This window comes from Variovorax sp. AC194, assembly GCF_979257995.1.
Window position 1 is genome coordinate 6664802 of the sequence record NZ_OZ409823.1, and the last position, 26424, is coordinate 6691225.

Annotated in this window: 25 protein-coding genes and 2 pseudogenes; 19 read left to right on the forward strand and 8 right to left on the reverse strand. The window is 68.1% G+C overall.

The window, feature by feature from the left end:
* The first annotated feature begins 11 nt into the window (after positions 1 to 11).
* The 4 genes from ACZYRS_RS31360 (at position 12) to ACZYRS_RS31375 (ending at position 3816) form a co-directional block, all read left to right on the forward strand.
* Complete coding sequence (locus ACZYRS_RS31360) at positions 12 to 923, forward strand: SDR family oxidoreductase (protein ID WP_463422318.1); 912 nt, start codon at positions 12 to 14, stop codon at positions 921 to 923.
* 16 nt (positions 924 to 939) lie between these two features.
* Complete coding sequence (locus ACZYRS_RS31365) at positions 940 to 2100, forward strand: acyl-CoA dehydrogenase family protein (protein ID WP_463422319.1); 1161 nt, start codon at positions 940 to 942, stop codon at positions 2098 to 2100.
* 27 nt (positions 2101 to 2127) lie between these two features.
* A complete protein-coding gene (locus ACZYRS_RS31370; protein WP_463422320.1) occupies positions 2128 to 3294 on the forward strand; it encodes an acyl-CoA dehydrogenase family protein in 1167 nt (388 codons plus the stop codon).
* 201 nt (positions 3295 to 3495) lie between these two features.
* Complete coding sequence (locus ACZYRS_RS31375; protein WP_463422321.1) at positions 3496 to 3816, forward strand: Dabb family protein; 321 nt, start codon at positions 3496 to 3498, stop codon at positions 3814 to 3816.
* Positions 3817 to 3826: 10 nt separating this feature from the next.
* Here the strand turns inward: ACZYRS_RS31375 and ACZYRS_RS31380 are convergent, their stop codons facing one another.
* Positions 3827 to 5092, reverse strand: coding sequence for a DEAD/DEAH box helicase (locus tag ACZYRS_RS31380; RefSeq protein WP_463422322.1), 1266 nt, complete (start codon positions 5090 to 5092; stop codon positions 3827 to 3829).
* 48 nt (positions 5093 to 5140) lie between these two features.
* Between ACZYRS_RS31380 and ACZYRS_RS31385 the strand changes: the two genes are divergently transcribed.
* From ACZYRS_RS31385 to ACZYRS_RS31405, 5 genes and pseudogenes are all read left to right on the forward strand, one after another.
* Positions 5141 to 5515: a translation initiation factor Sui1 gene (locus tag ACZYRS_RS31385; protein ID WP_463422323.1), complete on the forward strand. Its 375-nt coding sequence runs from the start codon at positions 5141 to 5143 to the stop codon at positions 5513 to 5515.
* A gap of 5 nt (positions 5516 to 5520) precedes the next feature.
* Complete coding sequence (locus tag ACZYRS_RS31390) at positions 5521 to 5757, forward strand: DUF3820 family protein (RefSeq protein WP_093053658.1); 237 nt, start codon at positions 5521 to 5523, stop codon at positions 5755 to 5757.
* Positions 5758 to 5935: 178 nt separating this feature from the next.
* Positions 5936 to 6356, forward strand: a pseudogene (locus tag ACZYRS_RS31395) (RNA recognition motif domain-containing protein).
* Between the two features lie 250 nt (positions 6357 to 6606).
* Entirely contained in the window at positions 6607 to 7095 is a 489-nt protein-coding gene (locus tag ACZYRS_RS31400; RefSeq protein WP_013538813.1) for a tripartite tricarboxylate transporter TctB family protein, read from the forward strand.
* Positions 7096 to 7107: 12 nt separating this feature from the next.
* Positions 7108 to 8619 (forward strand): tripartite tricarboxylate transporter permease, encoded by a 1512-nt coding sequence (locus tag ACZYRS_RS31405; protein ID WP_013538814.1) that lies wholly within the window; start codon positions 7108 to 7110, stop codon positions 8617 to 8619.
* Positions 8620 to 8678: 59 nt separating this feature from the next.
* Here ACZYRS_RS31405 and ACZYRS_RS31410 read toward each other — a convergent pair.
* Positions 8679 to 8844, reverse strand: a pseudogene (locus ACZYRS_RS31410) (sulfite exporter TauE/SafE family protein); the annotation flags it as partial.
* Positions 8845 to 9276: 432 nt separating this feature from the next.
* On the opposite strand from ACZYRS_RS31410, the gene ACZYRS_RS31415 reads away from it, so the two are divergent.
* On the forward strand, positions 9277 to 10512 hold the full coding sequence (locus tag ACZYRS_RS31415; RefSeq protein WP_463422324.1) for an ammonium transporter: 1236 nt from the start codon (positions 9277 to 9279) through the stop codon (positions 10510 to 10512).
* Positions 10513 to 10529: 17 nt separating this feature from the next.
* Complete coding sequence (locus ACZYRS_RS31420) at positions 10530 to 10832, forward strand: hypothetical protein (RefSeq protein WP_198787013.1); 303 nt, start codon at positions 10530 to 10532, stop codon at positions 10830 to 10832.
* Positions 10833 to 11002: 170 nt separating this feature from the next.
* Here ACZYRS_RS31420 and ACZYRS_RS31425 read toward each other — a convergent pair whose 3' ends face one another.
* From ACZYRS_RS31425 to amaB, 4 genes are all read right to left on the reverse strand, one after another.
* Positions 11003 to 12688: a thiamine pyrophosphate-binding protein gene (locus ACZYRS_RS31425; RefSeq protein ID WP_463422325.1), complete on the reverse strand. Its 1686-nt coding sequence runs from the start codon at positions 12686 to 12688 to the stop codon at positions 11003 to 11005.
* Between the two features lie 25 nt (positions 12689 to 12713).
* Positions 12714 to 13931, reverse strand: a complete 1218-nt coding sequence (locus ACZYRS_RS31430) for a pyridoxal phosphate-dependent aminotransferase (protein WP_463422326.1) — start codon at positions 13929 to 13931, stop codon at positions 12714 to 12716.
* The gene (locus tag ACZYRS_RS31435) at positions 13928 to 14824 is read right to left on the reverse strand and encodes an amino acid ABC transporter substrate-binding protein (RefSeq protein ID WP_463422327.1); all 897 of its coding nucleotides are present in this window, start codon (positions 14822 to 14824) and stop codon (positions 13928 to 13930) included. The genes ACZYRS_RS31430 and ACZYRS_RS31435 overlap by 4 nt, the downstream gene beginning before the upstream one ends.
* A gap of 109 nt (positions 14825 to 14933) precedes the next feature.
* Positions 14934 to 16472, reverse strand: a complete 1539-nt coding sequence (gene amaB / locus ACZYRS_RS31440) for an L-piperidine-6-carboxylate dehydrogenase (protein WP_463422328.1) — start codon at positions 16470 to 16472, stop codon at positions 14934 to 14936.
* Positions 16473 to 16700: 228 nt separating this feature from the next.
* Between amaB and ACZYRS_RS31445 the strand changes: the two genes are divergently transcribed.
* Positions 16701 to 17201, forward strand: a complete 501-nt coding sequence (locus tag ACZYRS_RS31445; protein ID WP_463422329.1) for a hypothetical protein — start codon at positions 16701 to 16703, stop codon at positions 17199 to 17201.
* Here ACZYRS_RS31445 and ACZYRS_RS31450 read toward each other — a convergent pair whose 3' ends face one another.
* Positions 17202 to 18080, reverse strand: coding sequence for an IclR family transcriptional regulator (locus ACZYRS_RS31450; RefSeq protein WP_198787007.1), 879 nt, complete (start codon positions 18078 to 18080; stop codon positions 17202 to 17204).
* Between the two features lie 205 nt (positions 18081 to 18285).
* On the opposite strand from ACZYRS_RS31450, the gene ACZYRS_RS31455 reads away from it, so the two are divergent.
* Genes ACZYRS_RS31455 through ACZYRS_RS31485 form a run of 7 tightly spaced genes read left to right on the forward strand, consistent with a single transcriptional unit; the run spans position 18286 to position 25012 of the window.
* Entirely contained in the window at positions 18286 to 19356 is a 1071-nt protein-coding gene (locus ACZYRS_RS31455; RefSeq protein ID WP_463422330.1) for an ABC transporter ATP-binding protein, read from the forward strand.
* Positions 19353 to 20213, forward strand: a complete 861-nt coding sequence (locus tag ACZYRS_RS31460) for an ABC transporter permease (RefSeq protein ID WP_463422331.1) — start codon at positions 19353 to 19355, stop codon at positions 20211 to 20213. Before ACZYRS_RS31455 ends, ACZYRS_RS31460 begins: the two co-directional genes overlap by 4 nt.
* Positions 20214 to 20217: 4 nt before the next feature.
* Complete coding sequence (locus tag ACZYRS_RS31465; RefSeq protein WP_463422332.1) at positions 20218 to 21012, forward strand: ABC transporter permease; 795 nt, start codon at positions 20218 to 20220, stop codon at positions 21010 to 21012.
* The gene (locus ACZYRS_RS31470; RefSeq protein WP_198787003.1) at positions 21013 to 21318 is read left to right on the forward strand and encodes a (2Fe-2S)-binding protein; all 306 of its coding nucleotides are present in this window, start codon (positions 21013 to 21015) and stop codon (positions 21316 to 21318) included.
* Positions 21315 to 22724 (forward strand): FAD/NAD(P)-dependent oxidoreductase, encoded by a 1410-nt coding sequence (locus ACZYRS_RS31475; protein ID WP_463422333.1) that lies wholly within the window; start codon positions 21315 to 21317, stop codon positions 22722 to 22724. The genes ACZYRS_RS31470 and ACZYRS_RS31475 overlap by 4 nt, the downstream gene beginning before the upstream one ends.
* Positions 22721 to 23920, forward strand: coding sequence for an NAD(P)/FAD-dependent oxidoreductase (locus tag ACZYRS_RS31480; RefSeq protein ID WP_463422334.1), 1200 nt, complete (start codon positions 22721 to 22723; stop codon positions 23918 to 23920). The genes ACZYRS_RS31475 and ACZYRS_RS31480 overlap by 4 nt, the downstream gene beginning before the upstream one ends.
* A gap of 24 nt (positions 23921 to 23944) precedes the next feature.
* Entirely contained in the window at positions 23945 to 25012 is a 1068-nt protein-coding gene (locus tag ACZYRS_RS31485) for an ABC transporter substrate-binding protein (RefSeq protein WP_198787000.1), read from the forward strand.
* Between the two features lie 116 nt (positions 25013 to 25128).
* Here the strand turns inward: ACZYRS_RS31485 and tet are convergent, their stop codons facing one another.
* A complete protein-coding gene (gene tet, locus ACZYRS_RS31490; RefSeq protein ID WP_463422335.1) occupies positions 25129 to 26346 on the reverse strand; it encodes a Tet(A)/Tet(B)/Tet(C) family tetracycline efflux MFS transporter in 1218 nt (405 codons plus the stop codon).
* Between the last annotated feature and the right edge of the window lie 78 nt (positions 26347 to 26424).

Below are 26424 nucleotides of genomic sequence, written 5' to 3' on the forward strand. Positions count from 1 at the left end.
AAGCCTTTCGCATGAACGCCCCTTCCCACTACCGCTCCGTGTTCTCGCCCGGCCTGTTCGACGGGCAGGTGATCGTCGTCACCGGCGGCGGATCCGGCATCGGCCGCTGCACCGCGCACGAGCTCGCATCGCTCGGCGCGCAGGTCGTGCTCGTCGGCCGCAATACCGAGAAGCTGCAGCAAGTGCAGAGCGAAATCGCAGCGACTGGCGGCAGGGCCGGCACGCAGGCCTTCGACATCCGGCACGAAGACGCCGTGCGTGCCGCGATCGCCGAGGTCGTCGCGGCGCACGGCCGCATCGACGGCCTCGTCAACAACGCCGGCGGCCAGTACATCACGCCGCTCGCGGCCATCTCGGCCAAGGGCTGGGAGGCGGTGATCCACACCAACCTCACCGGCGGCTTCCTCGTCGCGCGCGAATGCTTCGTGCAAAGCATGCAGGCCAACGGCGGCGCCATCGTCAACATCGTGGCCGACATGTGGGGCTCGATGCCCCACATGGGCCACAGCGGCGCGGCGCGCGCGGGCATGGTGAGCTTCACCGAGACCGCCGCGCTCGAATGGGCCGCGAGCGGCGTGCGCGTGAACGCGGTGGCGCCCGGCTACATCGCCTCGAGCGGCATGGACCACTACCCGCCCGAGGCCGGCGACATGCTGCGCGCCATGCGCAAGACCGTGCCCGCGGGCCGCTTCGGCAACGAGGCCGAGACCTCCGCGGCCATCGCCTTCTTGTTGAGCCCCGCGGCGAGCTTCATCAGCGGCAGCGTGTTACGCGTGGACGGCGCGCGGCCGCAGGTGCGCATGGGCTGGCCGATGGCGCTGCCCGATGCAGCCGCGCAGCAGCGCCCGGCGGTGCGGCCCTTCGAGGGCTTTCACCTCGCGCAGACGCCGCGCGTGTTCCAGGACAAAGAAACGAACGACTGACCGGAGACAAGGCGACATGCAGTACACCCACGAACACCTCGAGATCCAGAAGACGCTGCGCCGCTTCATCGACGAGGAGATCAACCCGCACGTCGACGCATGGGAAGAGGCCGAGATCTTCCCCGCGCACGAGGTCTTCAAGAAGCTCGGCAACCTGGGCATGCTGGGCCTGAACAAGCCCGAAGCCTTCGGCGGCGCCGGCCTGGACTACTCGTATGCGATGGCGATGGCCGAGGCGCTCGGCCACGTGAGCTGCGGCGGCGTGCCGATGGCCATCGGCGTGCAGACCGACATGTGCACGCCCGCGCTCGCGCGTTTCGGCAGCGACGAGTTGCGCCGCGAATTCCTCGCGCCCGCCATCGCGGGCGACATGGTCGGCTGCATCGGCGTGAGCGAGCCCGGCGCGGGCAGCGACGTCGCGGGCCTGAAGAGTCACGCGCGCAAGGACGGCGACGACTACCTCATCAGCGGCCAGAAGATGTGGATCACCAACAGCCTGCAGGCCGACTGGATGTGCATGCTGGTCAACACCAGCGACGGCCCCGTGCACCGCAACAAGTCGCTCGTGATGGTGCCGATGAACCTGCCGGGCATCGAGAAGGCGAAGAAGATCCGCAAGATCGGCATGAACTCGAGCGACACGGGGCTCATCTACTTCGACAACGTGCGCGTGCCGCAGCGCTACCGCATCGGCGAGGAGGGCCAGGGCTTCATCTACCAGATGCAGCAGTTCCAGGAAGAGCGCCTCTGGGCCGCGGCCAGTTCGCTCGAACCGATGGAAGACTGCATCGCGCAGACCATCGAATGGGCGCAGCAGCGCCACATGTTCGGCGGCACGCTGGCCGACCAGCAGTGGGTGCAGTTCAAGCTGGCCGAACTGAAGACCGAGGTGGAAGCGCTGCGCGCCCTCACCTACCGCGCCTGCGACCTGCATGTGCAGGGCCAGGACGTGCTCGAACTCGCCTCGATGGCCAAGCTCAAGACCGGGCGCCTCACGCGTCAGGTGTCCGACACCTGCCTGCAGTTCTGGGGCGGCATGGGCTTCACGCTGGAGAACCGCGTGGCGCGCCTGTACCGCGATGGCCGGCTCGGCTCGATCGGCGGCGGCGCGGACGAGGTGATGCTGGGCATCCTCGCCAAGACGATGGGCATCGCCAAGCGGCCTCCACGGGGCTGAACGTGGTTGAACGCGGCTGAGGTGCACATGGACCCCGAACTGCAGTCCGATCGCGCAGCGCTCGCCGACACGGTGCGGCGATTCGCCGAGAGCGAGATCGCGCCGAATGTCCAGGCGTGGGACGACGCGGGCGAATTTCCGCGCGCGCTCTACACGCGCGCCGCGGCACTCGGGCTGCTCGGTCTCGGCTATCCCGAGGCGCTCGGCGGCACGCCGGCTTCGTATTCGCTCAAGCTCCCCGCATGGATCGCGCTCGCGCGGCACGGCAAGAGCGGCGGCGTGCTCGCGAGCCTGTTCTCGCACAACATCGGCCTGCCACCGGTGGTGCTGCATGCGAGCGACGACGTGCGCCAAGAGGTCGTGCCCGCCGTGCTGCGCGGCGAGAAGATCGCGGCGCTCGCGATCACCGAACCCGGCGGCGGCTCCGACGTCGCGGCACTTCGCACAACCGCAAGGCGCGACGGCGATCACTACGTGCTGAACGGCGAGAAGACCTTCATCACCTCGGGCATGCGCGCCGACTGGATCACGGTCGCCGTGCGCACCGGCGAAGGTCGCGGCGCGAGTGGCATCTCGATGCTGCTGGTGCCCGGCGATGCGCCCGGCCTCGCGCGCACGCGGCTCACGAAGATGGGCTGGTGGTGCTCGGACACCGCGACGCTGCACTTGGACAACGTGCGCGTGCCGGCGCGCTACCTGTTGGGCGAAGAAGGTGCGGGCTTTCGCATGGTCATGGGCAACTTCAACGGCGAGCGCATCGGCCTCGCGGCTGGCGCGCTCGGCTTCGCGCAGGCATGCCTGGACGAAGCGCTGGCCTGGTCGCGCGAGCGCAAGACCTTCGGCGCGGCGCTCATCGAACACCAGGCGGTGCGCCACAAGCTGGTGGACATGCAGATGCGCATCGCGTCCACCGAGGCATGGCTGGAGGCGGTGAGCGCCGAAGGCGATGCGCTCGAAGCGGCCGGCCACATCAACGCGCCCGAATGGGTCGCGCAGGTCTGCATGCTCAAGAACCATGCGACGCAGACCATGCAGTTCTGCGCCGACCAGGCGGTGCAGATCCTCGGCGGCATGGGCTTCATGCGCGGCACGGTGAGCGAGCGCGTCTACCGCGAGGTCAAGGTGATGATGATCGGCGGCGGCGCCGAGGAAATCATGAAGGAGCTGGCGGCGCGGCAGCTGGGTTGGCTCTAGCGCACCGCCTCACCACGCCTCGCATTTTCTCCAGCGGAAAACTGTTCTTCACCGGCGAGGCATGCGGCGCATGGCCTTTCGCGCGGGGCCTGCTTACCATCGGCCGCACACCGGGGCTGCTTCCGCGCCCTTTCAACCGCATGAAGCCGGAGCCGCCGTGATCCTTGTTTTCCATCTCTTCGACAAACCCGGTTCCGCCGAATGATCGCGCCCCGCACCATGTTCAAGCACATCGTGATGTGGGACCTGCGCGGCGAATCGCCCGAAGAGAAAGCGCAGGCCACGCAGTTGCTCAAGCGCAAGTTCGAATCGCTGCGCGGGCAGATTCCCGGGCTGCTGCACATCGAAGTGGGCGTCGATTCGAGCCGCATCGCCTACGCCTGCGACGTGGTGCTCTACAGCGAGTTCGACAGCCAGGCATCGCTCGACGGCTATGCGACGCACCCCGCGCATCTGCGGGTGCGCGAGGAGCTGGGCGACCTCAGGATCGCGCGGCACCAGGTCGACTACGCGGCGGATTGACCGCCGCCGGTCAGTCGTTCTTTTCCGATTCGCTCCGCGGCGCGGCCTGCGCTGCGGCACGCAGCTTGTCCTTCTTGCTCGGCCGCTTGCCCTTGATGCCGCCGGTGCCCGATGCGTCGACAAGCGGCACGGCCGCCTCGGTTGGCTCGAACCCTTCGATGCGCTCGCGCGGCAAGCTCAGGCCCTGGCGCTTTTCGATCACGCGGAAGTGCGCCTCGGTCGATGCGCTCACGAAGCTGATCGCCAGGCCGCTCTCGCCCGCGCGGCCGGTGCGGCCGATGCGGTGGATGTAGTCGGTGGGCGAACGCGGCAGGTCGTAGTTGATGACCACCGGCAGCTGCGCGATGTCGATGCCGCGCGCCGCGAGATCGGTGGCGATCACCACGTCCCACCGGCTCTCCTTGAATTGCGCCAGGATGCCGGTGCGCGTGCCCTGCGCGATGTCACCGTGGAAGGGCACCGCGTAGACACCGTTCTTGTAGAGCTTCTCGGCCACGGTCTGCGCCGCGTGCTGCGTGGCGACGAACACCAGCACGCGCTCCCACTCGTTCTCTTTCAGCAGATGACGCAGGAGCTGCGTGCGGCGGTTCGCATCGACCTCGATCACGCGCTGCACGATGTTCGGCTCGGTGCCCGGCTCGCCCTGCACGTCGATGACCGCAGGGTCGCGCAGCATGCCGTCGGCCAGTGACTGGATGGCGGGCGGGAATGTGGCCGAGAAGAGCAGGTTCTGTCGCTGCGCCGGCAGCAGCGCCAGGATGCGGCCGAGCTCTTCGGCAAAGCCGAGATCGAAGAGGCGATCGGCCTCGTCGAGCACCAGCATCGAGACCGCGCCCAGCTTGAGCGCGTTGTGCTCGACCAGGTCGAGCAGCCGGCCGGGCGTGGCGACGACGATGTCGGCGCCGCCGCGCAGGCTCATCATCTGCGGGTTGATCGAGACGCCGCCGAAGGCGATGGCGATCTTCAGGCGCTCGGGCAGGTGCTGCGCGAGGCTGCGCATCGTCTCGCCGACCTGCGCCGCGAGTTCACGAGTGGGCACGAGCACCAAGGCGCGCACGCGGCGCGGCGATGACACGGCTTCGGCGGCCAGGCGCTGCAGCAGCGGCAGGGAGAATGCGGCGGTCTTGCCGGAGCCGGTCTGCGCCGAGCCCCGCACGTCGCGGCCCTGCAGAATTGCGGGAATGGCCGCGGCCTGGATGGCGGTCGGCGCGGCATAGCCGCTTTCGGCGGCAGCCTGCACGAGCGCGGGGGCCAGGCCCAGTGAGTCGAATGGCATGTGAGCAGACAGAGAGAGAAACCCGGATATAGAGAAGAGATGGATCGAATGGCGACGACGAAAAGCAATCAGGCCAGCGCGCTGGTGTATTCCACCGAGGCGGGCGGCCGCATGTGCCCCGATTGCGGCGCGCCGATGGCGCAATGCCGCTGCAAGGAACTGAAGGCGCGCGCGCCGGCCACTGACGGCATTGTGCGTGTATCGCACGAGACCAAGGGCCGCAAAGGCAAGGGCGTGACGGTCGTCAAGGGCCTCGCGCTCGACGCCGCGGCGCTCTCGGCGGTGGGCAAGCAGCTGAAAACAGCCTGCGGCTCGGGCGGCACGGTGAAGGACGGCATCATCGAGATCCAGGGCGATCACCGCGAACTGGTGATCGCGGCCCTCGTGAAGCAGGGCCACACGGTCAAGCGCGCGGGAGGCTGAATCGCATGAAGCCCGAAGACCTGCAGCGCCTCGTCACCCTGGAGATGCCTTTCGGCAAGCACAAGGGCACGCTGATCGCCGATTTGCCCGGAAATTACCTGACCTGGTTCGCACGCGAGGGTTTTCCCTCGGGAGAAATCGGCCGGCTGCTCCATTTGATGCATGAAATAGACCACAACGGGCTGTCGGACCTGCTCAAACCGTTGCGAAACCGCCCGTCGCGCCGGGATGTTTCTCAATAACACACGATTTCCCACGCTTTTTTGCAAAGGACCGGGATAATTCCCCCCACGTGTCTGTGAGCTTGTCTCCCGTGCACGTAATTCGGTGATCGGTCAGTTTCGCGCCACAGCGCACTTGTTTGTTGTGATTCTGGGACTCCATCGCTTTGTTTTGTTGGTTTGAATTAGGAGTCCCTCCATGGGCAAGAAACTCTACGTAGGCAACCTCGCCTACTCTGTGCGTGACAACGACCTGGAACAGGCTTTCGGCGAGTTCGGCTCGATCGTCAGCGCCAAGGTCATGATGGAACGCGATACCGGCCGTTCGAAGGGCTTCGGCTTCGTCGAAATGGGTTCGGATGCTGAAGCACTCGCAGCCATCGAAGCCATGAACGGCCATTCGCTCCAGGGCCGTGCCCTGACGGTGAACGAAGCTCGTCCGATGGAAGCTCGTCCCCCGCACCGGCGGTGGTGGCGGCTACGGCGGCGGCGCTGGCGGTGGTGGCGGCGGCTACGGTGGTGGTGGCGGCGGCGGCGGTTACGGCGGCGGCGGCGGTGGCCGTAGCGGCGGTGGCGGCGGCGGTTACGGCGGCGGCGGCGGTGGTCGCGGCGGCTACTAAGCCCTCATCCACAGTCAGGGAGCTCCGGCTCTCTGAATGAATGAAAAGCTCCTTCGGGAGCTTTTTTCGTTTCCGGCCGTTCCTTTTCCTCTGTTGCAGGAAGCCCGAAAAACCGGCTCCACGGGCCAAAAAAACGTCGCTCCGGGGAGAACCCTAATCCTGGCCTAAGCATTTGTCCTTACCGGAGCGGTCAGCCAACGGTCAGCCGCCCAAGACGACCCTCACCTCTCCAAAACAGAGGGTCGAGGCGATGAAGATCAAGAGTCAGGCGGACTTCTTTTCAGGGGTCATGTTCACCACCGTGGGGGGCGCCTTCGCGATAGGCGCCACCACCTACACCGTCGGCAACGGCGCCCGCATGGGCCCCGGCTATTTCCCGCTCATGCTGGGCATCCTCCTGGCCATCCTCGGGGTGGTCATCATGTTCCAGGCCATGGTGGTGGAGACCACCGACGGCGACAAGATCGGCAAATGGGCCTGGAAGCCGCTGGCCTTCGTGCTCGGCGCCAACCTCGCGTTCGGCATCCTGCTAGGGGGCCTGCCGAGCATCGGCCTGCCGGCGATGGGCATGATCATCGCGATCTACGCGCTCACGATCATCTCCAGCATGGCGGGCACGCAGTTCAAGCTGCGCGACGTGCTGGTGCTCTCCACCATCCTGGCGGCCGGCAGCTACGTGGCCTTCATCTGGGCGCTCAAGCTCCAGATCCAGGTCTGGCCCACTTTCATCTCGGGCTGAGGAGCACGCACCATGGACCTGATCCACAACCTTTCCATCGGTTTCGGCGTTGCCTTCACCTTCACCAACCTGCTGTACTGCCTCCTGGGCTGCATCCTGGGCACGCTGATCGGCGTGCTCCCGGGCATCGGCCCCGTCGCGACCATCGCGATGCTGCTGCCCGCCACGTACGCGCTGCCGCCCGTCTCGGCGCTGATCATGCTGGCCGGCATCTACTACGGCGCGCAGTACGGCGGCTCGACCACCGCCATCCTGGTGAACCTGCCGGGCGAATCGTCCTCGGTGGTCACCTGCATCGACGGCTACCAGATGGCCAGGCAGGGTCGCGCGGGCCCCGCGCTCGCGGCGGCGGGCCTCGGCTCGTTTTTCGCGGGCTGCGTCGGCACGCTGATCCTGGCCGCCTTCGCGCCGCCGCTGACCGAGCTGGCCTTCAAGTTCGGCCCGGCCGAGTACTTCTCGCTGATGACCCTGGGCCTGATCGGCGCCGTGGTGCTGGCTTCGGGCTCGCTCCTGAAGGCGGTGGCGATGATCGTGCTGGGCCTGCTGCTGGGCATCGTGGGCACCGACGTCAATTCGGGCGTCGCCCGCTTCAGCTTCGACATCCCCGAGCTCACCGACGGCATCGGCTTCGTGGTGATCGCCATGGGCGTGTTCGGCTACGGCGAAATCATCGGCAACCTCTCGCAGCCCGACGACGAGCGCGAAGTCTTCACGCACAAGGTCAAGGGCCTGTGGCCCACCAAGGACGACTTCAAGCGCATGACGCCCGCGGTGCTGCGCGGCACGGCGCTGGGTTCGGCACTGGGCATCCTGCCCGGCGGCGGCGCGTTGCTGGCGGCCTTCGCGGCCTACGCGCTGGAGAAGAAGATCAAGATGCGCCCGGGCGAAGTGCCCTTCGGCAAGGGCAACATCCGCGGCGTGGCCTCGCCCGAATCGGCCAACAACGCCGGCGCGCAGACTTCCTTCATTCCGCTGCTGACGCTGGGCATTCCGCCCAACGCGGTGATGGCGCTGATGGTGGGCGCGATGACCATCCACAACATCCAGCCCGGCCCGCAGGTGATGACCAGCAACCCCGAGCTCTTCTGGGGCCTGATCGCCTCGATGTGGATCGGCAACGCGATGCTGATCATCCTGAACCTGCCGCTGATCGGCATGTGGATCAAGCTCCTGACGGTGCCCTACAAGTTCCTGTTCCCCGCCATCGTTCTCTTCTGCGCGATCGGCGTGTACTCGACCAACAACAACACCTTCGACGTGTGGATGGTCGCGATCTTCGGCTTCATCGGCTACCTGTTCCTGAAGCTCAAGACCGAGCCGGCGCCGCTGCTGCTGGGCTTCATCCTCGGGCCGATGATGGAAGAGAACCTGCGGCGCGCGCTGCTGCTGTCGCGCGGTGCGTGGAGCGTGTTCGTCACGCGGCCGCTGTCGGCGGGGCTGCTGGTGGCTGCGGCGGCGCTGTTGTGCATCGTGCTGCTGCCCTCGATCAAGGCCAAGCGCGAAGAGGCCTTCGTCGAGGAATAGGCTCGTCCCGGCGTTCCCTGAACGAGCCCCTGCACGAAAGCGCGGGGGCTTTTTTCATTCCAGGACGCCACGGCGGTGGCCGCGCCCCATATCGACGCGCTCTTGTTGGTGCCAGGCAGCGTCGCCGGTGGTGCGCCCGAAAAGATGCAAAGCGCGACGGTTCCACGATCGATCCGCGTCCGTGTCGATCGATTCGACAAATCCCGCGAGCAGCAAGGTGCCCATAGTTACCGCATTGCAATGAGGAGATTGCTTGACCCAGATTGCTACTGAAAAGCTAGCAATGAAGTACCGCGGTATATGGGCGACCCAGGAGATTTGATCAGAAGAAAAAACCTGCCAACGCCCTTCGCGCGGGCATAAAAAAGGCGCCGACCAGCGGCGCCTTTCAAGTTCAAACCGGCATCTCGTACGGAGCCTTGAAGGATTTTTCTTTTTGAAGGGGAAATTGTCTCCTCGGACCCTCGGCAGCACGAGCAGGGCCCGTTCGCGAGTGCGCAGACTTTATGTGCTGCACCGCACCAGTGCATTGGGAATTACCCGCTTTGCCTTACTGCGAACGGCCGATTCGCAAACCAAAGTGTTTCTGGTAGTTAACGACGTGGCACGACTCGTGCACGTAAGGCCACACCCTACAACTCGAAGAAGCGCACCGCCATGGCCTTGGTCCCGCAAGCCTCCATCAACGCGGCCGACACCGCCTGGATGATGACCTCGACCGCCCTCGTGCTGCTGATGACGCTGCCCGGCATCGCGCTCTTCTACGCCGGCATGGTGCGGCGCAAGAACGTGCTGGCCACCATGGCGGCCGTCGTGGCGATCGCCGCGGCGGTCTCGCTCACCTGGTTCGCGCTGGGCTATTCGCTGGCCTTCACCGCCGGCTGGCCGTGGCTCGGCGGCACCGGGCGCTTCTGGTTCTCGGGCTTCGAGTACCTGAAGGAAGCCGGGCAGGTCGCCGTGAGCCACATCGCGCCCAACGTGCCCGAATCGGTCTATGCGATGTTCCAGCTGACCTTCGCGATCATCACGACCGCGCTGGTGCTGGGCGCCTTCGTCGAGCGCATGCGCTTCTCGGCGGTGCTGTGGTTCGCGCTGCTGTGGAGCGTGCTGGTGTATGCGCCCATCGCGCACTGGGTGTGGGAGCCGGGCGGCTGGCTCGCGCAGATGGGCGCGCTCGATTTCGCGGGCGGCTCGGTCGTGCACGTCAACGCGGGCATCGCGGGGCTGGTGTGCGCCTATGCGCTCGGCCCGCGCAAGGGCTACGGGCGCGAGGCCTTCGAGCCCTACAGCCTGGCCATGACGATGATGGGCGCGGGCCTCCTCTGGGTCGGCTGGTTCGGCTTCAATGCGGGCTCGGCGGTGGCAGCCGACGGGCGCGCGGGCCTGGCGATGCTGGTCACGCACATCGCTGCCGCGGCCGGCGCGATGAGCTGGATGATCGGCGAGTGGATCGTGCGGCGCAGCCCTTCGCTCCTGGGCCTGTGCTCGGGCCTCGTGGGGGGGCTGGTGGCGATCACGCCGGCCGCCGGCTTCGTCACGCCGCTCTCGGCGCTGGCCATCGGCGCCATCGCGGGCCTGGCCTGCTACTGGGGCGCCACGGGCCTGAAGCACATGCTCGGCGCGGACGATTCGCTCGACGTGTTCGGCGTGCACGGCATCGGCGGCATCGTGGGGGCGCTCCTCACGGGCGTGTTCGCCGATGCACGCATCTCGGGCGCGGCGGGCAATGTGCTGACGCAGGCGATCGCGGTCGGCAGCGTGGCGATCTACAGCGCGGCGGGGACGGCGATCGTGCTGTTCCTGGTGCACGTGCTGGTCGGGTTGCGCGTCGACCCCGAAAGCGAACAGCTGGGCCTCGATCTTGCTCAGCACCGTGAACACCTGGGAGCCTGACCACCGAGGGAGACGCCATGCCATCCATGTCCGAAAGCGAACGCATCGCGCTTGCAGCCCGCCTTCACGTGGCACTGCGGCGAAAGCACGGGCGCGTGACCGACACCGAATGGATGGCCACCAATGCCGAGTACGCCGCCGAGATCGTGCGCATGACGCGCTTGCATGCCGCCGAGACCAAGGACGAGGAGCTCGACCAGCTCGCGACGCGGCTGGAGCTGGCGATGGAGCCTCTTGCTCGGGCGGCGCGGCTCGCGGCGCGGCAACCCGATGGGACGCCGCCTACGCCGCCGCCTCGCTATGTCGGCGGGTTGCGCTGACGTTTTTAGTTGGCGTTCAGGGCGGGTGCACAGGCCACCGGGTGCTCCCCTCCGCGAATGTCCTCCGGGCTTCGCCCTCCCCCTTTATTTCGCTGCGGGGAGCACCCGATGCCCTGCGCACTGGTGGGCGCTGCCAATGAGCGGCCGATAACGACCGCTCTGATGACGCCTCAGTTCGCGGCCAGCGCGGCCTTGCGAATCGACTGCAGCGTGCTGGCCGGCGTGATCGCCTCGGGGTCCAGCAGGCAGTGCAGGATCGCCGGCTTGCCGCTGGCCCGTGCACGCGCGAGTGCGGGGCCGAATTCTTCCGTCGTGGTCACGCGCTCGCCGTGGCCGCCGAACACCTCGGCGTAGCCGCGGAAGTCGGGGTTCTTCAACTGCGTGGCGCTGATGCGGCCGGGGTAGTGCTTTTCCTGGTGCATGCGGATCGTGCCGTACATGCCGTTGTCCAGCAGCACCACGAGGATCGGCAGGCCGTACTGCACGGCGGTCGCGAACTCCTGGCCATGCATCATGAAATCGCCGTCGCCCGCGAACACGACCACCTCGCGTTCGGGCCACAGGCGCTTGGCGCCGACGCCGGCCGGCAGGCCGTAGCCCATCGAACCGCTGGTGGGCGCGAGCTGGCTCGCGAACGCGCGGAACGGCCAGAAGCGGTGCACCCAGGTCGCGAAGTTGCCCGCACCGTTGCAGAAGATGGTGTCGGCCGGCAGCACCTCGCGCAGGTGCTGCATGACCTCGCCCATCTGCAGCGGACCGGGAATGCGGATGGGCGCCGGGTCGCTCCAGCGCAGAAACTCTTCGCGCGCGGTCTTCGTCTCGGCCTGCCACGCGGGCGGTGACGCGGGCGGTGACGCGGGGCGCAGCGTGGACACGGCTTCAGCGAAGGCCTGCGGCGTGGCATGAATGCCCTGCGCCGGGCGGTAGAGCTTGCCGAGCTCGTCGGCATCCGCGTGCACATGCACCAGCGCCTGCTTCGGTTGCGGGATCGCGAACAGCTCATAGCCCTGCGACGGCACTTCCGACAGACGCCCGCCCACCAGCAGCACGAGGTCCGCATCGCGGACGCGCGCCAGCATGCGCGGGTTCGCGCCGAGCCCCAGGTCGCCCGCGTAGCAGGGGTGCTCGGCGGACATCAGCATCTGGCGGCGGAACGAGCAGTAGACGGGCAGCGCATAGGCCTCGGCGAACTGCGCGAACTGCTGCGTCGCGGCTTCGGACCAGCGGCTGCCGCCCAGGATGACGACGGGCCGTTGCGCTTGCGACAGGCGCTGCTGCAGCTCGGCCAGTTGTGCCGCGCCGGGATGGGTTTCGGTCACGGCATAGGGCAACGCATCGGCCACCACGGCGGCTTCGGTCAGCATGTCTTCCGGCAGCGCGATCACCACCGGACCGGGCCGGCCCGAGGTCGCGACATGGAAAGCGCGCGAGACGAGTTCGGGCACGCGCGCCGGGTCGTCGATCTGCACGACCCACTTGGCCATCGTGCCGAACACCGCGCTGTAGTCCAGCTCCTGGAAGGCTTCGCGGCCCATCGCGTCGCGCGCGACCTGGCCGACGAACAGCAGGAGCGGCGTCGAGTCCTGGTGCGCGATGTGCACGCCCGCCGCCGCGTTGGTGGCGCCGGGGCCGCGCGTGACGAAGCAGACGCCCGGCTTGCCCGTGAGCTTGCCCTGCGCCTCGGCCATCATCGTGGCGCCGCCCTCCTGCCGGCACACCGTCACGTCGATCGATGCATCGTGCAGCGCGTCGAGCACGGCCAGGAAGCTTTCGCCGGGCACGCAGAAGAGCTGCTTGACGCCGTGGGTGATGAGCTGGTCGACCAGGATCTGGCCGCCGGTGCGGGAGGAAGTCATGTGGGTTCCAGTGGAATGAAGATGTTCAGGAGAGCGCGGCGCAGGCAGCGGCGATCCGCGCACAGGCCTCTTCCAGCTGCGCCATCGACGTCGCATACGAGATGCGGAAATACGGCGCGAGCCCGAACACGCTGCCCGGCACCACGGCCACGTCGAAGTCCTGCAGCAGGTAGCGGCAGAAGTCGCTGTCGGTCTGCAGCAGCGCGCCGCCAGCGGTGCGTTTGCCGAGCACGCCGGCACAGCTCGCGAATGTGTAGAAGGCACCCTCGGGCACGCGGCAATGCAGGCCCGGCGTGCGGTTGAGTGCGGCCACGACGAAGTCGCGGCGCTGTTGAAACGATGCGCAGCGCTCTGCCACGATGCCCTGCGGTCCGGTGAGCGCCTCGATCGCCGCGGCCTGGCTCACCGACGACGGGCACGAGGTCGACTGGCTCTGCACCACGGCCATCGCCGCGATCAATGCGCGCGGCCCGGCGCCGTAGCCCACGCGCCAGCCGGTCATCGCATAGGCCTTGGACACGCCGTTCACCGTGAGCGTGCGTTCGCACAGGCGCGGCTCGACCGCCACCGGCGTCGCGAAGGCGAGGCCGTCGTAGAGGATGTGTTCGTAGATGTCGTCCGCCAGCACCCAGACGCCCGGGTGATCGAGCAGCACGTCGGTGATCGGCTTGAGCTGCTCGGCGCTGTAGGCCGCGCCGCTCGGGTTCGAGGGCGAGTTGAGAAACAGCCAGCGCGTGCGCGGCGTGATGGCCGCCTGCAGCTGCGCCGCGGTCAGCCGAAAGCCGTTCTCCTCGCCGCACGCCACCGACACCGGCACGCCGCCGCAGATCTGCACGATGTCCGCGTACGAGGTCCAGTACGGCGCGGGCAGGATCACTTCGTCGCCCGGGTCGAGGCTCGCCATCAGCGCATTGAAGATCACCTGCTTGGCGCCCGCGCTCACGCTGATCTGGTCGAGCGCAAATTCGAGCGCGTTGTCGCGCTTGAACTTCAGCTGCACCGCCGCCTTCATCGCCGGGCTGCCGTCGAGCACCGTGTAGCGCGTGTCGCCGCGCGCAATCGCCTGCGAGGCCGCATGCCGGATGTTCTCGGGCGTGTCGAAGTCGGGCTCGCCCGCGCCCAGCACGATCACCGGGCGGCCGGCGCGCTTGAGCGCCTGTGCATGGTCGGTGATGCGCAGGATCTCCGAGACATGGATGGCGCGCACGCGTTGCGCCGGCGAGAACACGGCGGCGTCTGTCACTTCGCGTAGGCTTCCAATGGCTTGTCGTTGGGTTCGAGCAGCAGTTGCTTCAGGGCCGGGCTCATCGGCAGGTTGAGGCTCGTGTTCTTCGGCGGAATCGCGGCCACGAACCACTTGGTGTAGATCTTCTCGAGCTCGCCGCTCTTCATGAGCTTGCGCAGCGACTCGTCCACCGCGGTCTTGAAGGCCGGATCGTCCTTGCGGAACAGGAGCGCGATCGGCTCCGAGCCCAGCGCATCGCCCACGATGCGGTAGGCCGCCGGGTTCTTGGAGTTCGCGATGATGCCGGCGAGCAGGTTGTCGTCGAGCACGAAGGCATCGGCGCGGCCCGACTCCATGAGCAGGAAGCTCTCCAGGTGGTCCTTGCCGAGCATCGTGTTGTACGAGACGTTCTGCGCGCGCTCGCGCTTGCGCAGCAACTGCACGGCGGTGGTGCCGGTCGATGCCGACACGTTGCGGCCCGCGAGCTGGTCCAGCGTGGTGATGCCCGAATCGACCTTGGTGGCCATGCGCACTTCGCTCACATACGTGGTGAGTGCAAAAGCCACCTGCTGCTGGCGCGCGGTGTTGTTGGTGGTGGGGCCGCAGCCGATATCGAGCGTGCCGTTCTGGACCAGCGGGATGGTGTTCTGCGCGGTCACGGCCATGTATTCGAGCTTGGCGTTGGGCGTGATGTCCTTGAGCACACGCTCGCAGAGTTCGACGTGGTAGCCCACGTACTTCTCGCCCGCGCCCAGCATGTAGGCCATCGGCGGCGAGGCCTCGCGCACGCCGAGCACGACCTTGCCGCTCGCCTTGATCTTGTCGAGCGTGCCGCCCGTGGGCGCCTGCTGCGCGGTGGCGCCGCCGAATGCGAGCGCGAGCAGCGCGGCGGTGGCGAGGGTCTTCTTCATTTGCTTTTTCATCTTCTCTGTCTCCTGGTAGTTTTTCTTGGATGCGCGCGGCCGCCGCCTTGCCGCTGCGGCGAAGTGCTGCGCGGCAAGACCAACGGGCCGGGGTCGATCAGTCGCCGATATCGAAGGTCACGCCCTGGGCGAGGGGCAATGCCGTCGAGTAATTGATGGTGTTGGTCGCACGGCGCATGTACGCCTTCCAGCTGTCCGAGCCCGCTTCGCGCCCGCCGCCGGTTTCCTTTTCGCCGCCGAAGGCGCCGCCGATTTCGGCACCGCTCGGGCCGATGTTGACGTTGGCGATGCCGCAGTCAGAACCCGCGCTGGACATGAAGCGCTCGGCCTCGCGCACGTTGAGCGTGAAGATCGACGACGACAGGCCCGCACCGACGGCGTTGTGCCATTCGATGGCTTCATCCAGCGTGCTGTAGCGCACCACGTAGAGGATGGGCGCGAAGGTCTCGCGCAGCACCGGGCCGTCGTGCGACTTGAGTTCCACCAGCGCGGGCCGCACGTAGTAGGCCTCCTGCGTGCCGATGCCGTCCACGCGCTGGCCGCCGTGCACCTTGGCGCCGAGCTCGCGGCTTTCGCCCAAGGCCTTCTGCATGCCCTCGAAGGCCGCGCGGTCGATCAGCGGACCGACCAGCGTGCCAGCCTCGCGCGGATCGCCCACCTGCACATTGCCGTAGACCTTCGCGAGCTTGGGCACCAGCTGGTCGTACACGCTGTCGTGCACGAACAGGCGCCGCAGCGTGGTGCAGCGCTGGCCGGCCGTGCCCATCGCCGAGAACGCGATGCCGCGCAGCGTGAGATCCAGGTCGGCCGAGGGCGTGACGATGGCGGCGTTGTTGCCGCCCAGTTCAAGAATGGCGCGGGCAAAGCGCGCAGCGAGCTTGGGCCCGACCTGCCGGCCCATCGCCGTGGAACCGGTGGCCGAGAGGATCGGCACGCGGTGGTCGTCCACCAGCACTTCGCCGATGTCGCGCTGGCCCAGCAGCAAGCCCAGCAGGCCTTCGGGCGCATCGCCGAAACGCTCGATGGCGCGCTGCGCGATGGCGTGCACGGCCAGTGCGGTGAGCGGCGTTTTCTCAGACGGCTTCCACACCACCGAGTCGCCGCACACCAGCGCGAGCGCCGCGTTCCACGACCACACGGCCACCGGAAAGTTGAAGGCCGAGATCACGCCGCACACGCCCAGCGGATGCCAGGTTTCCATCATCCGGTGCTCGGCGCGCTCGGTGGCCAGCGTGAGGCCGTAGAGCTGGCGCGAGAGGCCGACCGCGAAGTCGCAGATGTCGATCATCTCCTGCACCTCGCCCGCGCCTTCGGACGGAATCTTGCCGGCCTCCAGCGTGACGAGGCGCCCGAGGTCGCGCTTGGCGGCGCGCAACTCTTCGCCCAGGAGGCGCACCAGCTCGCCGCGGCGCGGCGCCGGCACGTTGCGCCAGGCCTTGAAGGCTTCGTGCGCGCGGCCGATGGCGGCGGTGGCCTCCGCGGCCGTGGTCTGCGGCACCTGCGCGATCACCTCGCCGGAGACCGGCGAGCGCACCGTCAACTCGCCGCCGGTGTGGGCGGCGCGGGGCACGCCCAGGCGCTGCAGCAGTTGTTCGACTTCGGTGGGGAGGGAAACGGGGGTCTGGGCTTCTGACATGGACGCTCCGGGGTGGAGGAAGGAGAAGAAGAGAGAGGAAATGGAACGGCGGAACCGGGCCAATATGTGCGAATCCCGCGCCGTTGCATAGTGAAAAATTGGAAGGACTTGATGCGTTTGCGGAATGAACTCGGCGTCCGCTCCCCGCGCGTCGGGCTGCGCGCCTACGCACGACGCCGCCGTGGGCGCCGAAGATTCCGCACCTTCACTTCCCGCCCCGAACGCGCCATGAAGCTCATCCACTCCCTCTATGCCGCGATCCACGCGCTGATGGCGCTCGCCTTCGCGGTGGCCTCGATCGTCCTGGTCGTGATCGCGGCGCGCGCGGGCTGGGGTGCGGTCATGCACGGCCTGGACCTGCCGGCGGCCGAGGCGATCATCGAAGCGGTGGGCCTGCTTGCGGCCGGCGTGGTGGCGCTGCAGATCTCGCAGACCGTGCTCGAGGAAGAAGTGGTGCGCGACGCGCACATCGGCGCACCGACGCGCGTGCGCCGCTTCCTCTCCCGCTTCATGGTGGTGATCGTGGTGGCCGTCGCGGTCGAAGGGTTGGTCGCCACCTTCAAGGCGCGCGAGGCGCCCGAGCTGATGCTGCACGCCGCCGCGATGCTGGGCGCCGTGGGCCTCCTGATGGCGGGCTGGGGCCTCTTCATCCGCCTGAACCGCTATGCCGAGGAGCTGGAGCCCGAGGCGATGGAAGAGGCCAAGAGCGAAGACCGGAAGCTGAAGTGATCAGCCCGGCGCGGGCGCGTCGGGCAGCGAGATCTTCTGGCCTGCCGGTGAGCCCGCGAGGCTCTGCGCCGGCCGCCTGAGCGTCGCATCAAAGGGATTGATCTTCGGCCCGATGGCCGCCGCTTCCCGCTTGAGCAACTCGACCACCGTGGGCATGCGGTCCACATTGAGCCGGTCGGCGATCGTGCCCACGCTCAGCGCCGCCACCGCGCGCCCTTCGCGATCGAGGATGGGCACCGCCACGCCCGCCATGCCTTCGAGCAGCCCGGTGTTGCGCCCCGCGTAGCCGGCCTGGCGCACGCGCTCGATCTCGGTGCGCAGATAGACCTCGTCGTACACGCCGTACTCGCGCACCCGCGAAAGATTGAAGCGGATCACTTCTTCCCGCTCCGCCTCCGGCAAAAACGCCAGGATCGCGAGCGCCCCCTGCCCCACGCCGAGCGCGATGCGCCCGCCGATGTCGCCCGTGAACGAGCGGATCGGAAACGGCCCTTCGCTGCGGTCCAGGCACACCGCGTCGAAGCCGCTCCGCACCAGGAGAAAGATGCTGTCCCCCAGGCTCGCGCACAAACGCAGCAGCACCGGCCGGCAGATCGCGCGCAGGTCGCCGGGGTTGCCGGCGTTGGCCGCGAGCGCGAAAAAATCGATGCCCAGGCGGTAGAGCTTGGTGCGCTCGTCCTGCTCGACCATGCCCTCGGCCATCAGCGCCTGCAGCAAACGGTGCGTGGTGGCTTGCGTGAGGCCCACGGACCGTGCGATCTGCGTCACGCGGCCGCCTTCGGCCTGCACCGCGCCGAGCGCGCGGATCACCGAAAAGACGCGCGGCACGCCGCCGCTGGATGCGGTCGATGCCGAAGCGGCCTCCGAAGGGGTTTCCATACCTTGCTCCTGTGGAATTTTCTGCATTGATTTTAGGTTCGATATTCCAATGAATGGAATAAATCAGAGAAAGATTCTGATTAATGGAATACCCGAGGCGTTCTGGCGCAATCGTTGCAATAGAGTGAATTGAAAGTACTCAGCGGTCCATGGCCTGCACCAAGGTGTCGCACGCCATCTTCCGGTCCCCACGAAAGGCGCTTCCATGTCATTCCTACGGCTTACCGACGTGACCAAGTTCTACGGCAGCACCCGCGCGGTGTCGGCGATGAACCTCACGGTCGAAAAGGGCGAGTTCGTCTCGCTGCTCGGCCCCTCGGGCTGCGGCAAGACCACGACGCTGCAGATGATCGCGGGCTTCGAGGCGGTCTCCAGCGGCCGCATCGAACTCGCGGGCAAGGACATCACCAACGCCAAGGCCAACACCCGGGGCCTGGGGATCGTGTTCCAGAGCTACGCGCTCTTTCCGCACATGACGGTGACCGACAACGTGAGCTTCGGCCTGGAGATGCGCAAGATGCCCAAGGCCGAGCGCGCCGAACGCGTGAAGCAGGCGCTCGCGCTGGTGCACCTGGAGCCGCACGCCACGCGCTACCCGCGCGAGCTCTCGGGCGGCCAGCGCCAGCGCGTGGCGCTCGCCCGCGCGCTGGTCATCGAGCCGCCGGTGCTGCTGCTCGATGAGCCGCTCTCCAACCTGGACGCCAAGCTGCGCGAGGAGATGCAGTTCGAGCTGCGCCAGATCCAGCGCAAGGTCGGCACCACCACGGTGATGGTCACGCACGACCAGAGCGAGGCCATGTCGATCAGCGACCGCGTGGTGGTGATGGAAGGCGGCTGCGCCACGCAGATCGACCATCCGCACCGCGTGTACGAACACCCGAGCACGCGCTTCATCTCCACCTTCGTGGGCAAGGCGAACCTGCTGAACGGACGCGTGACCACCTGCAGCACCGGCAGCTGCAGCGTCGAGGTCGGCCCGCTCGCGGTGCAGGTCGACGAAGACGGCTTCAAGGCCGGCGCCGCGGTGCTCATGAGCGTGCGGCCCGAAAAGCTCCAGCTCGTCACCACGGGCCGCGGCCGGCTCGACGGCACGGTGCAGGAGCGCTTCTTCCTCGGCAGCCAGTGGCTCTACCGCATCGCCACACCCGCCGGCGACCTGATGGTGCTGAGCCCCAACGACGGCCGCGATGCGCTCGACGAGGGCAACGCGGTCGGCATCGACTGGCCCGCGCACTGCACGCGCCTCTTGCCGGCCGAGGAGGCGGTCGCGGCATGAGCGGCATCCGGAACAGGGCGGCGCCCTGGTGGCTCTCGGGCCCCGCGCTGCTGCTCTTCACCGCGCTGCTGCTGGTGCCGCTGCTGCTCACCGCCGTGCTGTCGTTCAACGTGTACGACCCGGCCACCGGTCCGAAGGCCGGCGAATTCACGCTCGCGCATTACGCGCAGGTGTTCACCGACTCGTACTACCACGGCATCTTCTGGCGCACCTTCTGGATCTCGGCGCTGGTCACGCTGATCTGCGTGGTCATCGGCGCGCCCGAGGCCTATGTGCTCAGCCGCATGCGCAACCCGTGGCGCTCGATCCTGCTCCTGGTGGTGCTCGCGCCGCTGCTCGTGTCGGTGGTGGTGCGCGCCTTCGGCTGGAGCATGCTGCTCGGGCCCGAGGGTGCCGTGAATTCGCTGCTGGGCCTCGTGGGCCTCGGGCCGGTGAAGATGCTCTACACCGAGATCGCAGTGATCGTCGCGCTGGTGCACGTGATGCTGCCGTTCATGGTCATTCCGGTGTGGACTTCGCTGCAGAAGCTGGACCCGGGCGTGGAGAACGCCGCGCTCTCGCTCAAGGCCTCGCCCTTCACCACGCTGCGCCGCATCGTGCTGCCGCAGGTGATGCCCGGCATCCTCTCGGGCAGCCTGATCGTCTTCGGCCTCGCCGCGAGTTCGTTCGCGATTCCGGGGCTGCTCGGTGGGCGTCGCCTAAAGATGGTCGCAACGGTCGTCTACGACGAGTACCTGAGCGAACTCAACTGGCCCTTGGGCGCGGCCATCGCGCTCACGCTGCTCGCCGCGAATTTGATCGTGACGCTGAGCTACAACCGCCTGGTCGAAGGCCGCTACAAGAAAGCGCTGGGCTGAAGCCATGAGCAAGAACGGCCCCTTCGCCCTCGCGTTCAACGCGCTCGTCATCACCTTCATGCTGGCACCGCTGCTGGTGGTGTGCATCGTCGCCTTCACGCCCGAGAACACGCTGACCATTCCGACCACCAGCTTCTCGCTGCGTTGGTTCGCCGCGGTGTTCGCGCACCCCGACTTCATGCAGTCGTTCTGGAACAGCCTGTGGCTCGCGCTGGCCTCGGCCACCATCGCGACGCTGCTGGCGGTGCCGGCCGGCATGGCGATCACGCGCTACGAGTTTCCGGGGCGCGATTTCTTGAACGGCCTTTTTCTCTCGCCGCTGATCATTCCGCACCTGGTGCTGGGCGTGGCGCTCTTGCGCCTGTTCGCGCTGGTGGGCGGCACGGGCAGTTTCGGCTGGCTGGTGATGGCGCATGCGCTCATCGTCACGCCCTACACGCTGCGGCTCGTGGTGGCCGCGCTCGTGGGTTTCGACCGCAGCGCGGAGCAGGCCGCGCTCTCGCTCGGCGCGAGCCAGGCGACGGTGTTCCGGCGCATCACGCTGCCGATGATCCTGCCGGGCGTCACGGGCGGCTGGATGCTGGCCTTCATCAACAGCTTCGACGAAGTGACGATGTCGATCTTCGTGACCTCGCCGAGCACGGTGACGCTGCCGGTGCGCATGTACATGTATGCGACCGAGTCGATCGATCCGCTGATGGCGGCGGTCTCGGCGCTGATGGTGGCGGTGACCGCCATCGCGATGGTGATCCTGGACCGGCTCTACGGGCTGGACCGCGTGCTGGTGGGGCGCAAGTAGATGGCATCGACCGCATCGCACGCGCTGCTGCATCGCGTGGCCGAGACCGGCCGCGCGGCCGTGGCCTTCACGCTCGATGGCGAGCCCGCTTCGGCGCTCGCCGGCGACACGGTGCTCACGGCCGTGCTCACGCAGGGCAGTCAACTTCGTCGCAACGAATTCAGCGACACGCCGCGCGCCGGCTTCTGCATGATGGGCGCCTGCCAGGACTGCTGGATCGCGACCGCCGAAGGCGAGCGCCTGCGCGCCTGCTCCACCTTCATCGCGCCGGGCATGGCGCTCGTGACCGGGCGGAGCGGCGCATGACGAATGCAGAACTTCAACCCGTGATTGTCGGCGCCGGACCGGCCGGCGTGCGCGCAGCACAAGCGTTGGTCGCGCACGGCTTGCGCCCCCTCGTGATCGACGAGGCCGCCCGTGCCGGTGGACAGATCTACCGCCGCCCGCCCGCCAACTTCATCCAGCGCACCGCGGCCACGCTCTACGGCTTCGAAGCCTCGCGCGCGAACGCGGTGCATGCCGCCTTCGATGCATTGCGCGATCGCATCGACTACCGCCCCGACAGCCTCGTGTGGAACGCACAGGCCGGCGTGCTCGACGTGCTGCACAACCCGACGCGCACCACGACGCGCGTGCCGCATGGCGCGTTGATCGTCGCGACGGGCGCCACCGACCGCGTGCTGCCCGTGCCGGGTTGGACCTTGCCCGGCGTCTACACGCTCGGCGGCGCGCAGGTCGCGCTCAAGTTCCAGGGCTGCGCAATTGGGCAGCGCGTGGTGTTCATGGGCACGGGGCCGCTGCTGTACCTCGTGGCCTACCAGTATGCGAAGGCCGGCGCGAAGGTCGCGGCCGTGCTCGACACCGCGCGCCTCTCGGACCAGATCGCCGCGACGCCCGCGATGCTGCGCCAACCGGCGGTGTTCGCGAAGGGCGTGTACTTCGTCGCGTGGCTGCGCGCGCACGGCGTGCCGCTGCACAGCGGCGTGCGTCCGTTGCGCGTGACCGGCGATGCCGACGCACGCCGCGTCACCGGCGTCGCGTGGCACGACGGCCGCGAGGAGCGCACGCTCGATTGCGACGCCGTCGGCTTCGGCTACGCACTGCGCTCCGAAACGCAGCTCGCGGACCTGCTCGGCTGCCGCTTCGAGTTCGCGCCGATGCACCGCGCCCACCTGCCGGTGCGCGATGCGGCAGGCCGCGCGAGCGCCCCCGGCGTGTACGTCGCGGGCGATGGCGCCGGCATCATGGGCGCCGATGCGGCCGAGTGGGCGGGCGAACGTGCCGCGCTCGCGCTGCTCGCAGATCGCGGTGTGGCCGTCGATGCCGGGCGCGCCGAAGCGCTCGAACGCAAGCTCGAAGGATTGACGGGCTTTCGCCGCGGACTGGAACGCGCCTTTCCGCTGCCGCAGGACTGGGCCGCGAACGCGCCCGACGACCTCGTCGTCTGCCGCTGCGAGAACGTCACCGCCGGCACGCTGCGCCAGACGGTCTCGTCCAACGGCGCCGACGAGATGAACCGCCTCAAGGCGCTGTCGCGCGTCGGCATGGGCCGTTGCCAGGGCCGCATGTGCGGCGTGGCAGCGGCAGAGATCCTCGCGCATGCGACGGGCCAGCCGCTGCAGCAGGTGGGCCGGCTGCGCGGGCAGGCGCCGATCAAGCCGATTCCGATCCATCTCGCCGTGCACGCATCGGCCGAAGGAGCCGGCGCATGAGTTCGATTCGGACGCTGCGCACCGACGTGGCCATCGTCGGTGGCGGCATCGTCGGCTCGTCGGCCGCGCTCGCGCTGCGGCAAATGGGCATCGGCGTCGCGCTGCTGGAGCGCGACCTCTGCGGCTCGCGCTCCAGCGGCGTGAACTTCGGCGGCGTGCGGCGCCAGGGGCGGCCGCTGAGCCAACTGCCGCTCGCGCAGCGCGCGCACCAGATATGGGGCCGCCTGCCCTCGCTGCTCGGCACCGACGGCGAGTACCTGCGCTCGGGCCATTTCAAGATCGCGCGCAGCGAATCGGACATGGCCTCGCTCGAGCGCTACCGCGCGCAGAGCCTCGATTTCGACCTCGGGCTCGAGCTGATTTCCGCGGCGCGCCTGCGTGAGCGCTGCCCGTGGCTCGGCCCGCGCGCGGTCGGCGGCTCGCTGTGCGTGGAAGACGGGCAGGCCAATCCGCGTCTCGTGTCGCCCGCGTTCGCGCTCGCGGCGCAGCGCGCGGGCGCGCAGATCTTCGAGCGCCACCCGGTCGACGAAGTCGCGCACGACGGCGCGATGTTCATGCTGCGCTCGGGCAATGCGCTCCAGGTGCATGCGCCGGTGCTGCTCAACTGCGCGGGCGCGTGGGCCGCGCCGTTCGCCGCCCAGTTCGGCGAGGTCGTTCCGCTGCGCGCGAGCCATCCCGTGATGGCGGTGACCGAGCCGATGCCGCACTTCATGGACTGGAGCCTCGGTGTCGAGGGCGGTGGCATCTACGGCCGGCAGGTGGCGCGCGGCAACCTCGTGCTCGGCGGCGGCCGCGGCTTCGCGCTCGATGCCGACCGCGCCCGTGTCGATCGCGACGCCATCGCCACGCTCGCGATGCAGGCCATCGAGCTGCTGCCCGCGCTGCGCCATGCGCATTTCATCCGCACCTGGAGCGGCACCGAGGGCAACATGCCCGACCGCCAGCCGGTGCTCGGGCCCAGCCGCACGACGCCCGGCCTCTTTCATGGCTTCGGCTTCTCGGGCGCGGGCTTCCAGATCGGCCCCGCCGCGGGCGAGGTGCTGGCCGAGCTGGTGCGCGATGGCCGCAGCAGCACGCCGATCGATGCGTTCGCGGTCGACCGCTCCTTTCCCGACGAAGAGGGAGAAGGCGCGGACGAAGAACAAAGCCCTTCCTCATCCGTCTCCAGTTCCACTTCCGTCCCCACCCTCCCCTGAAAGGCAACCACCATGTCCCGCACCATGTCCTGTTCCCAGAAGACCTTTTCCCTTCGCCGGACCCTGCTCGGGGCGGCGGCGGTGTCCTTGCTCGCGGCCACCGGCGCGGCCAGCGCGCAGACCAAGACGCTCTACATCGGCATGAACGGCGGCACCATGGAGAAGGCGTACACGCAGTACGTGTTCCCGGCCTTCGAGAAGCTGTACGGCGCGAAGGTGGTGGTGGTGCCGGGCACCTCGTCGGACATCCTCGCGAAGGCGCAGGCCAACAAGGACCGTCCGCAGATGCACGTGATGTTCCTGGACGACGGCATCATGGTGCGCGCCATCGGCATGGGCCTGTGCCAGAAGCAAAAGCCCAACCCCTCGCTCGCCGAGATCTACCCGGCCGCGCGCTTCAAGGACGACATGGCCAGCGGCGTGAGCCTGGGCATGACGGGCCTGGCCTACAACGCCAAGATGTTCAAGGAAAAGGGCTGGGCCGCGCCCACCTCGTGGATGGACCTGGCCGACCCGAAGTTCAAGGGCAAGGTGGTGTTCCAGTCGATGTCCTCGTCGTCGTTCGGGCTGCACGGCTTCCTGATGTTCAACCGCATCCAGGGCGGCAACGACAAGAACGTGGAGCCCGGCTTCAAGGCCTGGCCCACCACCGTCGGCCCCAACGTGCTGGAGTACATCCCCAGTTCGGCCAAGCTCTCGGAGATGGTGCAGACCGGCGAGGCGGCGATCTTCCCGCTCACGCCCACGGCCGTGGCCGCGCTCAAGACCAAGGGCATTCCGGTGGAGTACGCGCCGCCCAAGGAAGGCGCGGTGGTGCTGATGGTGGGCCAGTGCGTGATCGCCAACAACAGCGAGCCCGAGCTCTCGCAGAAGCTCGCCGAGTTTTTGCTCAGCCCGCTCGCGCAGGCCAACGTGCTCCAGTACGGCGCGCAGATCCCGACCAACCCGAAGGCGCCCGCCGTGGGCGAAGGCGCGACGCAGGTGGCGGACATCAACAAGTGGATGAAGACCGCGATCACCATCGACTGGGAGAGCATCAACGCGAACCGGCCCGCCTGGAATTCGCGCTGGAACAAGACCATTGAAAAATAGGCTCGCCCCCAGGCTGCGCGCACTTCGTGTCGCTTCGCCAACCCCCTACCGGGGGCAACACCTGAGGCCCGGCGAAGCCGGTTCCTCGGTGTTCTCGAAGGGGCGAGCCCGCGCAACTATGCCTTCGCCTTGCGCATCAGCACCGGCAGACACAGCAGATAGAGCACGGCGCCGGCCAGCCACACGATGCCCGGGAAGCGCACCCGGAACGCGAAGTAGAGCGAGCTGATCATGAGCGGGCCGGCCACCGATGCCAGGCTGGAGATGCTCGCGAGCACGCCTTGCAGCCGCCCCTGGTCGGCCTCGCCCACGCGCCGTGAGAGCATGGCCTGCAGCGCGGGCTGGCCGACGCCCCCCATGCACAGGAACGGCAGCAGCGCGAGCGCCATCCAGCCCTGCGAGGCGAAGGCGATCAACGCGTAGGCCGTGCAGTCCGAGAGCGTGCCGACCGCGATCGCCGCGCGCTCGCCCCAGCGCTCCACCAGCGGGCCCGCCAGGACGCCCTGCACCAGCGCATGGATGAGGCCGAAGCCCGCGAGCGAAAGGCCGACCGTGGTGCCGTTCCAGGCGTAGCGGTCTTCGCCGTGGATCACCCAGGTCGTGCCGGCCACTTCGCCCACCAGCACGAGCACCAGGAATACACCGAGGATCGGCAGCAGCGCGGGAAAGCCTGCGGCCCAGCGCAGCGGTGCGAGCGGATGCAGCACGCCGCGGTCGAAGGGCTTGGACGCGAGCGCGGGCGGACGCGATTCGCGCAGCACCAGCAGGCCGACGAGAAAGGTGATGCCGTTGAGCACCGCCGCCGCCACAAACGGCAGCCGCACGCCGTGGTCGCCGAGCACGCCGCCGATCGCCGGACCGGCGATGAAGCCCAGGCCGAAGCACGCGCCCATGCGGCCGAACCAGCGCGCGCGCTGGTGCTCGGGCGTGAGGTCGGCGATGGCCGCCGAGGCCACCGCCATGCTCGCACCCGTCATGCCCGCGATCGCGCGGCCCACGAACAGCATCCACAGCGAGGGCGCGAAGGCCATGAAGAGCGCATCGATCGCCGCGCCGGCCACCGAGACCAGCAGCACCGGCCGACGGCCGAAGCGGTCGCTGAGCGCGCCGAGCACGGGGGCGCAGAGGAATTGCATCAGCGCGTAGAGCGAGAGAAAGGCGCCGAAGTGCCAGCCGAGGTCGCCGGTGTGGCCGACCTCGCGCAGCAGGCTCGGCAGGATGGGCATGACCAGGCTGATGCCGATGGCGTCGAGCGTGACGATCGCCAGGATCACCCCCTGCGCGTGGCGGCTGCCCGCGGCGACAACCGAAAAAGATGTGTTGGAATTTATCATTGATAAGGAATTATCAGCGATAAATTCCTGGCTGGGAAGTCCCCGTACCATCGGTCCGGAAACAGGCTTGGATCACAG